The sequence below is a fragment of the Alcanivorax sp. genome, assembly GCF_002733835.1.
In the GTDB taxonomy this organism is placed as follows: Bacteria; Pseudomonadota; Gammaproteobacteria; order Pseudomonadales; family Alcanivoracaceae; genus Alcanivorax.
This window is the reverse complement of record NZ_NVWY01000005.1, coordinates 136674-150864: the sequence shown is the minus strand read 5'-3', so window position 1 is coordinate 150864 and position 14191 is coordinate 136674. Positions and strand designations below refer to the sequence as shown.

Here is a 14191-nt window from a genome sequence, read left to right as displayed (position 1 = left end):
TCTTCGTCTGTTAATGCTTGGTATTCGTTATTTGATACCACGAAGAAATCTTCTGCACGCTCACCAACAGTGGTGATCCGTGCGGCATGAATATGTAATAAGTGTGCTTGAAAAACTTCAGCTATTTTCGTCAACAGACCCGGAATATCCACCGCTTGAATTTCAATTAAACTGCGATCTTTACGAGCATGTGGTCTAAGCACAATTTTTGGTTTGATATTAAAGTCTTTGAAGCGCTGTGAGCGATTCTTCTTAAAGCGAATTTTCTTTTTCGGGTCGCTAATAGCAAGATCTAATGCACGTTTAATACCTTGTGCTCGATTACTCGCAATAGGGTCACCATTGACCTCTAAAATAACAAAGCTAAATAGCACGTAGCCGTCTTTTGTAGTCAAAACTTGTGCATGTTGAATTTGCGCTTTTTTCGAACCAATTACACTGACTAAACGAGAGAATAAACCGCCTGAGTAAGGGCTGTAGGCAAAGACTTGCGTACCGCCATGCATTGCAGTGTTTGACACTGCAACGCTTGGTTGGCTTAAATCATCACAGCTCAATAAATCTCTTCCCGGGTGTTCATCACGAAAGGACCGTGACCCACCACGGGTTCATTCAGTGGTTCACCAGCAATCAGCAGCAGATCGCTGTCCGCCTCGGCGTGGAGCTGTACTTGCGTGCCCTTTGCGTCGAGCACCACCATCTGTGCCGCCGCCGCCCGGGTATGTTCGTTGACCTGAACATTGCCTTTGCGGGTGATGACCGCGGTGTTCCAGCCGTCGGGCAGGTCCAGCGTCACCGTGGCATGCGCCCGCAGGTGGATATCCCAGACCTGCATGGGCGAATAGGTGCTGGCCGCCCCTGCGTGCTGCTGGAACTCCCCGGCGATGACGCGCACTTCCCCGGCGTTATCCGCCAGTGGCACCACCGGGATCGCATCATTGCGGATGCCCTGATAGGACGGGGCGGTCATCTTGTCCGCAGCGGGCAGGTTCACCCACAGCTGGATCATTTCCAGCTCTCCGCCCTGGTAGGTGAAGGCGGGGGAGTGAAACTCCTCGTGGAGGATGCCGGCACTGGCGGTCATCCACTGCACATCACCCGGTCCAATCACGCCGCCTTGCCCGGTGGAATCCCGGTGAGCCACCTCGCCCTGGTAGACGATGGTCACTGTTTCAAAGCCCCGATGTGGGTGCTCACCAACACCGCGAGGCTTGGTGGCAGGGGGAAAGCGTGCCGGCCCTGCGTAATCCAGTAACAGGAAGGGGCTTAGCTGTTTGCCGTGGTTTTCGTAGGAAAACAGGGAGCGAACCGGAAAGCCGTTTCCCACCCAGTGCGGGGCGGGTGCGGAATACATACCGAGAATCTTTTTCATGGCGGGTTCCTCCGTATTGGTCATGGCTGCATGTTATGGATGGAACGAATAGGTGGGTAGATGGCAAAATCACAACTCAGCGTTGCATGGGTGGGACGATAGATGGTGGACCTAAATGACCTGTTCTACTTTGCCAAGGTGGTGGAGTTCGGTGGCTTTGCCCCGGCCAGCCGGGCGATTGTGGTGCCCAAGTCAAAATTGAGCCGACGGGTGGCCGGGCTGGAGGAGCGGCTGGGGGTGCGGCTGATCAATCGCTCAAGCCGGCAGTTCTCGGTGACCGAGGTCGGGCAGCAATACTATGAGCACTGCAAGGCCATGTTGGTGGAGGCTGAGTCGGCCCAGGAAGCCATTGATACCGTGACGGCGGAACCCCGTGGGGTTATTCGTCTGGTCTGCCCGATTACGCTGCTGCATGTGCATATCGGCTCTTTCTTGGCCGACTTCATGAAACAGTACCCGGAAATCACCGTGCATCTGGAAGCCACCAACCGGCGGGTGGATGTGATCAGTGAAGGGGTGGATGTGGCGATTCGTGTTCGCCCGCCGGGTCTGGAGGACAGTGATTTGGTGGTGCGGGTGTTGTCTGAGCGGCGGCTGGCGCTGGTGGCCAGCCCGGAACTGGTGGCGCAGTACGGTATGCCGAAACACCCGCAAGAGCTGTCCAGCTGGCCGAGCCTCGGGCTGGGAACGCCGCGCCCGGATTTTCGCTGGTCCCTGCGCGGGGAAGATGGCAGCCAGGTTCAGGTGCTTCACCAGCCACGTTATGTGACCACCGACATGATTGCCTTGCGCCGTGCGGCGGTGGCAGGCGTAGGGGTAGTGCAGCTGCCGATCCTCACCGTCCAACGCCAGCTGGAGCGGGATGAGTTGGTGCGTCTATTCCCCCACTGGGAGCTGCCAAAAGACATCATTCATGCGGTGTTCCCGTCACGCCGGGGCATGTTGCCGGCGGTGCGTACACTGATTGATCGTCTTGCAGAGTATTACGATTCCTTTGACGAGTTGTAAGTGGTGGCGGCCACCGGCTCGCGGGAAAAAATGCCAATAATGGGGGTGCCTTGTGCCTCTAGTACCGGTTCGATGTCACGGTGCAGGGCGTGGTATTGGTAGAACGGCACCCGCGGAAACAGGTGATGGATGGAGTGCAGGTTCTGGCCCAGCCAGAACCATTCGAGCGGTTTCATCCAGCGCGGCATGATCAGGCTGTTGGTGTTGCGATAACGCTCGCTCACCTTGTAAGGGTGATGGGGGCGATAGGCAAACCAGTAGGCGGTGAATAGACCGCCGGTGTAATAGCCCAGCAAGAGCACGGCCACGGTGCCGGGCTGGTCTACCATCGCCAGAAAGGCAACCCGCCAGCCCAGTGATACCACCAGCTCAGCGCAATAAATCAGCTTTTCCGTCAACGACGCACTGCCCCAGCTGTGTTGCACAAAAAAGGTGTTCTGTACCCACTGGAAACGCAGCCCGGTGGTCAGCAGTCCCAGTGGTCCTTTCTGCATCCCGCTGATAATAAAGTCAGGATCCTTGTCCGGCTGGTTGGTATAGCGGTGGTGGGTGAAATGCTCGATGCGGTGCGAGGCGTAGGGGATCGCAATAATGGGCGCCACCAGATAGCCACACAGATCATTGAGCCACTTGCGGCGGTCATTCTGGCCGTGAATATTGCCGTGGGCGGCTTCGTGCAATGGGGTATAAGACATGTAGGTTAGGGCTGCCACCAACACAAAGGCGCTCCAGGCGGGCAGGGTGCCATTGGCAAACAGTGCCAGAGTGGCAATAAAGGCGGCCACCACAGCCGCCGTCAGCACGATTGTTGGCCAGGCGGTTTTCCCCATATAGTGCTTGGCGCAGGCAATGGCCTGCTTGTTCAATGTGGCGGCGTCCATGGTGTTGCCTTTTGTTGGTATCATCAGGGTAAACACTACGTTGACGGCACTGAAACCAGAATAGCTACCGTGGCCAATCGCCCTGCAGAAGTGGCCAGGGTGGACGGGGCGGGCCGACGGAACAGGCAATGCAGCATTCAGACGACACACTCCATCCAGTGGCCATCAGCCAGGTCATGCTCAACTTTGCCCAGCGCAATGGCATCGATCAGCAGACCTGCCTGCTCGGCACGGGCATTTCGGAAACCGAGTTGTCCAGTGGTGAGGGGCTGGTGACGCGGACCCAGGAAATGCGCCTGATCGAAAACCTGATGCTGGCGCTGCCGGAAGCGGGAGTGGGCGGCTTTGAGCTGGGCCTGCAATACAACCTGGCCACCTTCGGCGTGTGGGGGTTTGCCCTGCGTACCTGTAAAACCCTGCGTGAGGCCGTTGCGTTGGGTCTGCGTTACTTGCCGCTAAGCACCGCCTACTGCTGTATTAGTGTTTGTGAGGATGGTGAGGCTTTTGGTGTGGTTTTTGACCCGGACCCGATTCCCCCGCACCTGCGCCAGTTTCTTCTTGAGCGCGACATGGCTACCGCTCTCAACCTGGTCAGGGAAATCACTTTTCAAGGGGTGGAATTCAAGGGGGTCGAGTTCACCGGTGAACCGGATGTCAGTGCCTCTGCCATTGAAAGCCTGTGTGGCATCGCTCCTGCCTTTCATGCCAGTGCCAACCGCATTCTGGTCAACCGCGCTGGCGCCGGTCAGCCGTTCCCCGGTTACGATCCGGTACTTACCCGCATGCTCGAACAGCAATGCCAGAAGCGTATGGATACCGTGGAAAACAGCGGCCTTGCCGGCAAGGTTCGGCAGAAACTGCTCGGTGAACTGGGCCTGGGGGCCACTCTCAATGACATGGCCAGCGAGCTGGCCCTCTCCACTCGCAGCCTGCGCCGCAAACTGGAACAGGAGGGCGCCAGTTACCGGGATCTGGTCGAAGAAGAGCGTCGCCAACTGGCCCTGCAATTACTGAACACCACTACCATGAAGATCGAGGAATTGGCGGCCCATTTGGGATACACCGATGCCGGAAGTTTCGTGCGTGCCTTCCGTCGTTGGGAGGGATGTTCGCCCAGCGCGTATCGAGAGAAGGCGTAGGATGTCCCGCGGATTTTTTGTGACCCATAAAAAAGGGCCTCCCACATTTGGAAGGCCCTTTTTAGATGGCACGCCCGAGAGGATTCGAACCTCTGACCTTTGCCTCCGGAGGGCAACGCTCTATCCAGCTGAGCTACGGGCGCAAAACTTGAAGAACTTGGGGTTCAACGGGCGCGAATGATAGCGGGTTGCGGCGGTCTCGTCCATGGATTGGGTGCATCCCGTGTCGGGATCGTTATAATCGGCGCGCCGGGAGCGCCTTCCGGTATCCGAGTATAAGCAGACTGTCTCTTTGCGGGTTTCCGACAGCGCTGTTTTCCTGACGAGCCCGTGCCTGCTTTCGGTAACTGTGCCGTGGCGGGCAAGTGTGTTGGAGAAACAGCATGAATCTGTACTGGGTGGTATTGCTGCTGGCGGTCATCGTGGAGATCGCCTGGGCCATGAGTCTCAAGTGGATCCAGATTAACCCCGGGGTGCTGTCAATCGGCTCCTCGTTGGTGCTTACCGGTTTGAACATGTTGATGCTGTCTTATGCCATGCGCGGCATTCCCGTGGGTACGGCCTATGCGATCTGGACAGGCCTTGGCGCAGTGGGCATCACGCTGCTGGGGATCGTTTTTTTCAAGGATCCGGCCAATGCCTCGCGACTGGCCTTTATGGCGCTGATTGTGGTGGGTGTCATTGGTCTGAAGCTGACCAGCGGGCCAGCCTGAGCGTTGCGCCAGCGGCATGGCAGGCGATGAAGCATTGGACGTGACCCCGGTTTTGGTGTCGAATCGTTCGTTTGGGCATTTTACAATCTTTTCCCGCTAATCCGTTGGTAGATCGGTACCCTTTGCGGGCAGATGTCGGCCTGCAACAGATGGAGTTTAACCGTGCGCATTGCTTATCTCGAAGATGACATGGCTCAGGCAGAGCTGGTCACTCACTGGCTAAAGGAGGCTGGCCATAATTGTATCCACATGGCCAGCGGACGTGAATTCATGTCCCTGTTACGGCGCGACACCTTCGATATTCTGGTGCTCGACTGGGAAGTGCCGGACATGAATGGCTACGCCGTGCTGGAAGAAGTACGTGCCAGTGGTAACCGCACCCCGGTGTTGTTTGCGACCCAGCGTGATGATGAATCATCGATTGTTGGCGCGCTCTCCCAGGGGGCGGATGACTACATGGTGAAACCGACCAAGCAAGCGGAATTGCTGGCCCGTATCAGCGCTCTCGGGCGCCGGGCAGGGGTATCGGAAATGGATGAAGAAACAGCCCTGAGTGTGGGCCCCTGGACCGTGGATCGGTCCCGACGTCAGATCCTGCTGGATGAAGACGCGATTAAACTGACAGACAAGGATTACGAGCTGGCCTGCTATCTGTTCCAGAACGTGGGCAAGCTGATGAGCCGAGCGCACCTGTTGGAGAAGGTTTGGGGTATCATGACGCCGATCGAATCGCGCACGGTTGACGTGCATATCAGCCGGATTCGACGTAGCCTTCATATTCGCCCTGAACGGGGTTACCGAATCAAAACGGTGTACCAGCACGGTTATCGTCTGGAGCCGATCGAAGAATAAAATCATGAACAGGTTCTGAGGACACATCTATGAGGGTCTGGTTGAGCACGGCCATGATGCTGTGCCTGCTATCAACGGCCTGGGCCGGGGATGACTGGCATTACACCTTGCGCCCTGGCGATTCTCTCTGGAAAGTCTGTCAACAGTTTGCCCAGTCGCCGCAAACCTGCTGGGGCGAACTGGCTCGCCATAACGGGCTCGACAACCCTCACTCCCTGCGTCCCGGTAATACCCTGAAGGTGCCGATTAGCTGGCTTAAAGAAAAACCCATTCCGGCCACTGTGGATGCGATTACCGGTGAGGTAATGCTGTATCCGGCCAGGGGAGGGGAGCCCCGTCAGCTGCAAAACGGTGATGCGGTGGCGTTTGGCGACGCCCTGGAAACAGCCGCAAAAAGCAGCGCCCGGCTGCGTTTTGCTGACCAGTCGGAAGTCTACATCAAGCCCGCCAGCCTGCTGGTGGTGACTCGCTATCGTCGCTTCCTGGATCAGCAGAACGAACGCACCGAGCTGCGTTTGCAGCGCGGCAATATCCGTAACAGCGTCAGCCCCCGGCAAAGCGATGAAGCCTCTTTCGAAGTCTATACGCCGGGCGCGGTGGCGGCGGTCCGTGGCACGGAGTATTACCTGGGTGTGGATGGCGCCGAGACCACTCGAAACGAAGTGATTGAAGGGCGTGTGGATGTGGGTGCCCGCGGCACCGACCGCCAGATCAACGGTGGCTACGCCACGCTGGCCCGCCTGGATGAACCGCCCATTGAGCCGGTGGCGTTGCTGCCGGCGCCGGCCGTGGAGGTCAGCCCGTCGCACACCGGGGTGGTGGCCGTATGGCCCACCCAGGCCAAAGCCCGCTCTTACCTGCTGGAGCTCTATCGCCAACCCGCCGGCCGCCTGCTCGATCAGGACCATCTGAGCACCGGCCACTGGCAAAAAGACCTGCCTGTCGGTGACTACCGGTTGCTGGTGCGGGCGGTGGATAAAAATGGTCTGCGTGGTGACGAGCACTGGCAGGCATTCAGTGTGACGCCCGCTCCGCCGCCTGAACCTGTACCGGAGCCCGCCCCGGAAAAGGAATCGCACTGGGATCTGTGGGCCTTCGTGGGCGCGGCGGCTTTGCTGCTGGCACTATAATCCATGCGCAACCGTCTGAGCCCGGATCAGCGTCGTTATCTGGCAGAGCATGTATCGGTGCTGTGCCTGGTGGTGGGGCTGTGTGCGCTGCTGACAATCAGTGGTGCGCTCTCCTTTGTCGACCGCTATATCTACGACAACCTGCTGCAAACGCTGCCGGATGATCCCTCCCAGGATGTGGTCATTGTCGGCATTGATGAATACAGCCTGCGCGAAATCGGCCGTTGGCCCTGGGACCGCAAAGTGCATGCCCAGCTGATTGATCGGCTCACTGATATGGGCGCCCGCGCGGTGCTCATGGACCTGATTCTGTCCGAACCAGACCGCAATAACCCGGATTCCGACCTGGCTCTGGTACAGGCCATGGCGGCCAACGGGCATGTTTACCTGCCCGTGCATGTGGAGCAATTGCGTGCTGGCGGGCAGTTGATCGAAGTGTTGCCTTATTCTCCCTTTGCCCGTGCTGCCGCGGGGCTGGGCCATGTGGATCTGGAGCTGGATACCGACGGCGTGGCCCGCTCGGTGTATATGCGCTCGGGGATTGGTCAGGCCTGGTGGCCGCACATTACCCAGACGTTGCTGGTGCAGGAGGGCATCCTGTCCGAACAGATCTTCCCGGCGGACAAGGGAGAGGAGTTTTCCGGGCTGGCTAATGTGCGCCGCTACCACCGTTATATTCCCTTTGTCAGCGGCCCCAATAGTTACCCGCAAGTCTCCGCCGTCGAGCTGCTGGAAAACCTGATTCCCGAACAACTGATACGCGACAAAATCGTATTGATTGGTGCCACCGCCGCCGGCCTGGGCGATATGTTGCCCACCCCCATGGCCAGCAAGGGTGAGTTGATGGCCGGGGTGGAAATCAATGCGAACCTGCTGGATGCCCTGCGTGCGGACCGGCTGGTGCGTGACCTGTCCATGCCCAGCGCGCTGGTGCTGGGGGTGGTGCTGGCGTTGCTGGCGCCCTTGCTGTTGCCCTATGTGCTGCCGCGCTGGAGCATGCCGCTGGTGTTTGCCGTGCTGTTGCTGTGCATGCTGGTGAGCATGGCCACGCTGATTTCCCTGCGTTTGTGGTTCCCGCCGTCCGCCGCCATGGCGTCCGCGATCATGGCCTATCCACTATGGACCTGGCGGCGCCTGGAATACTCCCTGTCCTATATGCGTAATGCGCTGGAGCGGTTGTCGGAATACAGCGACCTGAACCAGCGCCTGACGCAGCCGTCCTCGCTGGCACAAATGGGGCGCATGCTGGATCAGGTGTTGCCGGTGCGTTCCTGGCGCCTGCTGGGGGGAGAGAAGCCCCTGCGTGGCGGTGACAGCCTGCCGGCGGCGACGTGGAAAGGGGCGTTGGCCCGCCAGTACCGGTTCCGTCAGGATGGTCGTCGCTATGAGCTGGATCTGGTCTGGGATCAGGCTCTGCATGCAGATACCTACGATTACTGGGTGCGGGCCATGTTGGTCCGTATCCGTACCCGGGCGCCCAACGTGGGGCCGCGCTATGAGGTGCTGGAAAAACACATCGAACGGCTGCGCCGGGAAGAGGAGCGCCAGGAAGCACTGACCCGTTTCTTCCAGGTAACACTGGCGCAAATTCGCGAAGGGGTGGTGATCGCCGATGCCTGCGGGGTGATTGTCTACGCCAACCCCCAGGCCTCGTTCCTGTTGGGCCTGGAAATGGGGGCGCTGGATACGGGGCAGCCCATGGTGACAGAACTGGACCGGGAGCTGGAACTGCGTGAACACAGCTGGGATGCCCTGCTTTGCCGGACCCTCGGCGAGGGCCGTACCCAGGTGGAGTGCCGTAACCGCCAGGGCACGGACCTGTATCTGGACATGCTGCTGGTGCATGCCGGGGACAACCCGGGGCGGATGATGATCATTTCCTTCAAGGATATCAGCGATGTGAAGCAGGCCATGCGGGCCCGTTCCGAAATGCTGGATTTTCTCTCCCACGACCTGCGCTCGCCCATGGTGTCGGTGCTGGCGCTCACTGAAAAAATGCGTCAGAGCGGCGACCAGGAGGGCTTGCCGGTGTTCCTCGATAATGTGGAGCACTATGCCCAGCGCAACCTGAATATTGCTGAGCAATTCCTGCAGCTGGCCCGGGTGGAAGCGGTGGAATCCGTGGAAATGAACGAGCAGGACATGCTCGACGTGGTCGAAAGTGCCATCGATCAGGTACATATTCAGGCCCAGCAGCGCGATATCACCCTGCGGTTTGAGTACGACCCGGACCAGGAGGTTTGGGTGCTGGGTAACAATGAGCTGCTGGAACGGCTGGTCGTGAACCTGCTGACCAATGCGGTGAAATACAGCCATGAAGGCAGCTCCGTTGATGTCAGCCTGTATGCGCAGGGCAACCAGGTGGGCTGTGAGGTACGAGATCGCGGGGTCGGGATTCCGCCGGAATTCCAGGAGCGACTATTCGATCGTTTCAGCCGGGCCAGTACCAGCGGTGGCGCCCGTACCCGTGGGGCGGGCATGGGGCTGCGTTTCGTCAAGGTGGTCACCGAGCGCCATGGCGGGGAGGTTCGGGTTCACAGTGTGGTGAACGAGGGGAGCCGTTTTACCCTGTTGCTGCCGCGTATTGAGCTGGCTTGACACTGGGTGAAAACGGGCCCGCCGTGCGGGGGCTTCCGGCTTTAGGTGCTCTGGAATGGGTGGATTCAGCGCCCGGCATGCGCGGTTAAGCCTTCGGCGTAACATCAAGCGTTTTGTCCCTACGGCCTGAGCGGGTATAATCGCCAGCCGCAGCGCCCACAAGAGGCCGTTAAGGGCTTCCCGCGGCGAATCACAGAGAATTAGAGGTGTAATCGTGAAAAAGATGCTGACTGCCAGCCTGGTACTGGTCGCTACCCTGTTTGCCGCCGGGAGCGTGGCTGCCAAGAGCACCAAGGAAATCTCTCCCTACCCGTTGGGCGAGCGTTCTGTATTCAGTGATCGCGCCATCGAAGAGCGTATCAAGCCGGTGGGTTCTGTGTGTGTGGAAGGCGACGAATGTGGTAGCGCTGCCGCCCCGGCCGAAGAAGTGGCCAGTGGTCCCCGTTCCGGTGAGCAGGTCTACAACGCCTCCTGTGCGGCCTGTCATGGCACTGGCGCTGCCGGCGCCCCGAAAGTGGGTGATGCCGCCTCCTGGGCACCGCACATCGCCAAAGGCGAAGCGACCATGCTGAAGAACGCTATCAACGGCATCAACGCCATGCCCCCTAAAGGCATGTGCATGAACTGCTCTGATGACGAACTCAAGGCCGCCATCGAGTACATGGTCAGCAAGAGCCAATAATCTTGTCGCGACCCTGTTGGTTTTTACCCGGACTCTTGCTGTCAGCACTGCTGCTGGCAGCCTGCTCCGACGACAGCGCCCCGGACACGACGGCTACCGACAAGGCAGCGGCGCGTGACGGGGCGCAGTTGTATAAGCAGTACTGTGTGACCTGTCACGGCTCCGGTGCGCTGGGCGCGCCTGGTGTCGGCAAGGAGCATCGCCTTTACTGGTCACACGAGGTTGAAGAAGAAGGTTTCGATACCCTGGTGAAGGAAGCGATCAATGGCATCAACTCGATGCCTCCTCGCGGTGGCTGTTTCGATTGCAGTGACGAGGAAATTCGCAGCACGGTGATTTATATGCTGCAAAAAAGTGGGGCGAAGTAAGAATAAGAGACGCAGCACGCCACACGCTTCACGCCACAACGCGAAATAATTCTTCTGTCTTGTAACGCAAAGAGGCCGCGCCCCAAACGGGATCGCGGCCTCTTTGCGTTGGGAGCCTGTAGAGCGTTCCCGTGTTGTTGCGTGAAGCGTGTGGCGTGCTGCGTTACCTCAATCCAGCAACGCCCGAAGATTGGCAATGCTGGCCTCGGCGACTTCCGCTTCTTTTGCTTCATCCTTCTGAATGCCGATGCCCAGATAGTCGATATCCTCCTGGGGCATTTCGTCCACGAAGCGGCTGGCGGTGGTGTCGATTTTTTCGCCGTACTGTTTGCGGGTCAGAGCCTGGGTCATGGCCAGGGTTTCCCGGGCGCGGGTGATGCCCACGTACATGAGGCGGCGCTCTTCAACGATGTTGTCTTCTTCGATGCTGGTACGGTGGGGCAGGAATTCTTCTTCCACGCCCATCATGTAGACGTGGGGAAATTCCAGACCCTTTGATGCGTGCAGCGTCATTAACTGCACCCGGTCGGAATCGTCTTCTTCCTGTTGTTGTTCGAGCATGTCCAGCAGTACCAGCTTCTTGATCACTGATTCCAGATCGCTGGCGCCTTCTTCTTCGTCTTCCTGTTTTTCCAGCATACGCTCGATGCTGCGCACCAGTTGCCAGATATTTTCGATGTTCTTTTCACCGATGCGCGGGCTGGAGGCGTTCTGCATCAGCCAGCCTTCGTAATCCATATCGGTGATCAGTTCCTGCACCGCCTGCAAGCTGTTCTGGCCGAAACAGAACTGGCGTTTGGCATCCAGCCAGGCCTTGAACTTTTGCAGCTTTTCGGCGGCTTTGGGGTTCATCACTTCACTAAGCGCAAAGTCATCACACACGTGATACAGACCTTGCTCACGCTTGAGCGCCCAGGTGGCCAGTTTTTCCAGGGTGGCCGGGCCGATTTCCCGGCGGGGAGTGTTGATGATACGCAGGAAGGCGTTGTCATCATCCGGGTTCACCAGCAGGCGCAGGTAGCACATCAAGTCCTTGATCTCGCTGCGCGAGAAGAAACTTTTGCCACCGGAGACCTTGTAGGGAATCGACAGGCTTTGCAGTTTCATCTCCAGAATGCGCGACTGAAAATTGCCACGATAAAGCACCGCAAAGTCTTTCCACTGCAGGCCTTTCTGCAGGCGGCGGTGAAAGATATCGCTGGCGATCCATTCGGTTTCTGCCTCTTCATCACGCAAGGCTGAAAAACGAATCGGTTCGCCGTAGCCGTAATCGGACCACAGGCTTTTTTCGAACTCGTGGGGGTTGTTGGCGATGACTGTATTGGCGGCTTTCAGGATGCGCCCGGTGGAGCGATAGTTCTGCTCCAGCTTCACCACTTTCAGGGTGGGCCAGTCTTCCTGTAACTGCGCCAGGTTTTCCGGTCGGGCGCCGCGCCAGGCATAGATGGACTGGTCGTCATCGCCTACCACGGTGAACTTGCCCTCCGGCAGGGTGAGCATTTTCACCATTTCGTACTGGGCGCCGTTGGTATCCTGGTATTCATCTACCAGCAGGTACTGAATACGGTTGCGCCATTTTTCCAGAATGCGCGGCTGCTCGCGGAACATGCGCGCGGGCATCAAAATAAGATCATCGAAATCCACCGCATTACACACCCGCAGCATGCGATCATAACCGCCGTAGGCCATGGCCGCGCGCAGGTCGTCGTCGGTTTCAGCGGTGCTTACCGCTTCCTCGGGCAGCACCAGCGCGTTCTTCCAGTCGGAGATGCGTTTGTGGATGACATCCACCGCGTCCAGGTCCCGTTCCGATTCGCCCTGGCGCAGGATCTCCTTGAGGATTTCCTTGCTGTCGGCGCCGTCCAGAATCGAGAAGCCGTTGCGCAGGCCGCAGGCTTTCAATTCGGATTTGAGGATGCGCAGGCCCAGGTTATGGAAGGTGGAGACAATCAGCCCCCGGGTCAGGTCGCGGCTGACCAGCTGTTGCACCCGCTCCTTCATTTCCCGGGAGGCCTTGTTGGTAAAGGTTACCGCCGCGATATGGCGGGCCGGAATACCCCGCTCCTGAATTAGCCAGGCGATCTTGCGGGTGATCACGCTGGTTTTGCCGGAGCCCGCACCGGCCAGTACCAGCAGGGGGCCGTCGGCGTAGTTCACGGCTTCCTGCTGGCGGGGATTGAGTTTGCTCATGGGGCTCCGGTAACGCTGGGGGTGAAATCGGGTCGCTATGATACCAGTGATGGGTGTGCACTCCAGACACCTTATGTCGGTTATCATGACGGTTTCTCTGGTAACGGTTTTGCCTATGCGTCTGGACTATTTTCTTGCCCACAGTGCCGGCCTTACCCGCAAGGAGGCGAAAAAGCTGATCAGCGGGGGGGCGGTAACGGTCGCTGATGAAGCAAAACCCAAAGCCAACCTGCAGTTGCGCCCGGATCAGGTGGTGATGTTGCATGGTGAAGTCGTGCAGCTTCCCGGCCATCGTTACCTGATGCTGTACAAACCCGTTGATGTGGTCTGCTCCACGGATGATCCTGAGCACCGCACGGTATTGGACCTGTTGCCGCCTGAGTTGCGCACCCAGGTGCACCCGGCCGGCCGGCTGGACCGGGATACCACCGGGCTGGTGCTGCTCACTTCCGACGGGCAGTGGTCTCACCGCCTCACGTCCCCGAACCATGCCTGTGGCAAGTGCTATCGGGTGACCTGCGCAGACCCGGTCAGTGACGAGGATTTGCAGGCCTTGCGTGAGGGAATCCTGCTACGCGGCGAGGACAGCCCGACCTTGCCTGCCTTGGCTGAGCGGGTGGACGCGAACACCTTGCGGCTGACCATCACGGAAGGGCGCTACCATCAGGTCAAGCGGATGCTGGCTGCCCGTGGTAATAAGGTGGAGGGGTTGCATCGGGAGCAGATCGGCGAAATCGTACTGGATGCGGATCTGTCGCCGGGAGAATATCGGGTACTGACAGAGGACGAAATCGCGGGTATCTGATCGTTTGCCCTGTGACCTTCGGCGGGGGCAGGGCGGCGTGAGTGTCGAATTACGGCCTTCGGCCTAATGCGACCTACAAAATAAGGAAAAAGAAAACACAGGGATGGAGTATGTACGCTGTGATCTTCACCGCCACGGTTGGTGATCAGGACGAACGTTACGGTGACATGGCTGAAAAATTACGTGATCTGGCCATGGCAGGATTTGGTTGCACTGATTTCATCAGTGCGACGCAAGGTGATCAGGAAATTGCTGTGTCGTATTGGCAGGATGAGGCGGACATTAAAGCCTGGAAGCAGCAGGCGGAGCATAAGGTAGCACAGCAACTAGAAAAGACTGGCTGGTACAAGCACTACAAGGTAGAGGTGGTAAAAATTCTGCGTGCCTACGCTAACAGCGACGCTCTCTCAGAAAGCTAAAAGGCGGAAATTTCCTGCCGAAAATTTCCGCCCA

The 14191-nt window shown here is 58.5% G+C and carries 14 protein-coding genes and 1 tRNA gene; 10 read left to right on the top strand and 5 right to left on the bottom strand.

Going from position 1 to position 14191, the window contains the following annotated elements:
• Together COA55_RS04820 and COA55_RS04815 are read right to left on the bottom strand one after the other, a co-directional pair.
• Nucleotides 1-557: hypothetical protein (locus COA55_RS04820; protein ID WP_290500852.1), on the bottom strand; the 557-nt coding region annotated here is incomplete at its 3' end.
• Nucleotides 554-1372, bottom strand: coding sequence for a pirin family protein (locus COA55_RS04815; RefSeq protein ID WP_290500851.1), 819 nt, complete (start codon nt 1370-1372; stop codon nt 554-556). The genes COA55_RS04815 and COA55_RS04820, both read right to left, overlap by 4 nt.
• Nucleotides 1373-1474: 102 nt before the next feature.
• On the opposite strand from COA55_RS04815, the gene COA55_RS04810 reads away from it, so the two are divergent.
• On the top strand, nt 1475-2380 hold the full coding sequence (locus tag COA55_RS04810; protein ID WP_290500850.1) for a LysR family transcriptional regulator: 906 nt from the start codon (nt 1475-1477) through the stop codon (nt 2378-2380).
• Here COA55_RS04810 and COA55_RS04805 read toward each other — a convergent pair.
• On the bottom strand, nt 2356-3261 hold the full coding sequence (locus COA55_RS04805; protein ID WP_290500849.1) for a fatty acid desaturase: 906 nt from the start codon (nt 3259-3261) through the stop codon (nt 2356-2358). The two genes, COA55_RS04810 and COA55_RS04805, sit on opposite strands and share 25 nt — an antisense overlap.
• Nucleotides 3262-3389: 128 nt before the next feature.
• Here COA55_RS04805 and COA55_RS04800 point away from each other — a divergent pair, with 128 nt between their 5' ends.
• Nucleotides 3390-4400, top strand: coding sequence for an AraC family transcriptional regulator (locus COA55_RS04800; protein WP_290500848.1), 1011 nt, complete (start codon nt 3390-3392; stop codon nt 4398-4400).
• Between the two features lie 66 nt (nt 4401-4466).
• Here COA55_RS04800 and COA55_RS04795 read toward each other — a convergent pair.
• Nucleotides 4467-4543 (bottom strand) — tRNA-Arg (locus COA55_RS04795).
• 240 nt (nt 4544-4783) lie between these two features.
• Here COA55_RS04795 and COA55_RS04790 point away from each other — a divergent pair.
• The 6 genes from COA55_RS04790 (at nt 4784) to COA55_RS04765 (ending at nt 10743) form a co-directional block, all read left to right on the top strand.
• On the top strand, nt 4784-5113 hold the full coding sequence (locus tag COA55_RS04790) for a multidrug efflux SMR transporter (protein ID WP_007150444.1): 330 nt from the start codon (nt 4784-4786) through the stop codon (nt 5111-5113).
• A gap of 162 nt (nt 5114-5275) precedes the next feature.
• Entirely contained in the window at nt 5276-5965 is a 690-nt protein-coding gene (locus COA55_RS04785) for a response regulator transcription factor (protein ID WP_007148755.1), read from the top strand.
• 29 nt (nt 5966-5994) lie between these two features.
• Nucleotides 5995-7095 carry a FecR domain-containing protein gene (locus COA55_RS04780; RefSeq protein ID WP_290500847.1) on the top strand — a complete coding sequence of 367 codons (1101 nt, stop codon included), beginning with the start codon at nt 5995-5997 and terminating at the stop codon, nt 7093-7095.
• Nucleotides 7096-7098: 3 nt separating this feature from the next.
• Entirely contained in the window at nt 7099-9693 is a 2595-nt protein-coding gene (locus tag COA55_RS04775) for a CHASE2 domain-containing protein (RefSeq protein ID WP_290500846.1), read from the top strand.
• Nucleotides 9694-9916: 223 nt separating this feature from the next.
• Nucleotides 9917-10375: a cytochrome c5 family protein gene (locus tag COA55_RS04770; RefSeq protein WP_063519229.1), complete on the top strand. Its 459-nt coding sequence runs from the start codon at nt 9917-9919 to the stop codon at nt 10373-10375.
• Between the two features lie 2 nt (nt 10376-10377).
• A complete protein-coding gene (locus COA55_RS04765) occupies nt 10378-10743 on the top strand; it encodes a c-type cytochrome (protein WP_290500845.1) in 366 nt (121 codons plus the stop codon).
• Between the two features lie 168 nt (nt 10744-10911).
• On the opposite strand, the gene rep is transcribed toward COA55_RS04765, so the two are convergent.
• On the bottom strand, nt 10912-12933 hold the full coding sequence (gene rep / locus COA55_RS04760; RefSeq protein ID WP_290500844.1) for a DNA helicase Rep: 2022 nt from the start codon (nt 12931-12933) through the stop codon (nt 10912-10914).
• A gap of 73 nt (nt 12934-13006) precedes the next feature.
• Here rep and COA55_RS04755 point away from each other — a divergent pair, with 73 nt between their 5' ends.
• Together COA55_RS04755 and COA55_RS04750 are read left to right on the top strand one after the other, a co-directional pair.
• Nucleotides 13007-13738, top strand: a complete 732-nt coding sequence (locus tag COA55_RS04755) for a pseudouridine synthase (protein ID WP_290500843.1) — start codon at nt 13007-13009, stop codon at nt 13736-13738.
• A 110-nt stretch (nt 13739-13848) separates the two neighbouring features.
• The gene (locus tag COA55_RS04750) at nt 13849-14157 is read left to right on the top strand and encodes an antibiotic biosynthesis monooxygenase (protein WP_290500842.1); all 309 of its coding nucleotides are present in this window, start codon (nt 13849-13851) and stop codon (nt 14155-14157) included.
• Nucleotides 14158-14191 lie beyond the last annotated feature (34 nt).

Bases quoted from the DNA above. Each gene is read 5' to 3' on its own strand.
- COA55_RS04815 (WP_290500851.1), bottom strand. From the start codon at position 1,372: ATGAAAAAGATTCTCGGTATGTATTCCGCACCCGCCCCGCACTGGGTG.
- COA55_RS04810 (WP_290500850.1), top strand. From the start codon at position 1,475: ATGGTGGACCTAAATGACCTGTTCTACTTTGCCAAGGTGGTGGAGTTC.
- COA55_RS04805 (WP_290500849.1), bottom strand. From the start codon at position 3,261: ATGGACGCCGCCACATTGAACAAGCAGGCCATTGCCTGCGCCAAGCAC.
- COA55_RS04800 (WP_290500848.1), top strand. From the start codon at position 3,390: ATGCAGCATTCAGACGACACACTCCATCCAGTGGCCATCAGCCAGGTC.
- COA55_RS04790 (WP_007150444.1), top strand. From the start codon at position 4,784: ATGAATCTGTACTGGGTGGTATTGCTGCTGGCGGTCATCGTGGAGATC.
- COA55_RS04780 (WP_290500847.1), top strand. From the start codon at position 5,995: ATGAGGGTCTGGTTGAGCACGGCCATGATGCTGTGCCTGCTATCAACG.
- COA55_RS04775 (WP_290500846.1), top strand. From the start codon at position 7,099: ATGCGCAACCGTCTGAGCCCGGATCAGCGTCGTTATCTGGCAGAGCAT.
- COA55_RS04770 (WP_063519229.1), top strand. From the start codon at position 9,917: ATGCTGACTGCCAGCCTGGTACTGGTCGCTACCCTGTTTGCCGCCGGG.
- rep (WP_290500844.1), bottom strand. From the start codon at position 12,933: ATGAGCAAACTCAATCCCCGCCAGCAGGAAGCCGTGAACTACGCCGAC.
- COA55_RS04755 (WP_290500843.1), top strand. From the start codon at position 13,007: ATGTCGGTTATCATGACGGTTTCTCTGGTAACGGTTTTGCCTATGCGT.
- COA55_RS04750 (WP_290500842.1), top strand. From the start codon at position 13,849: ATGTACGCTGTGATCTTCACCGCCACGGTTGGTGATCAGGACGAACGT.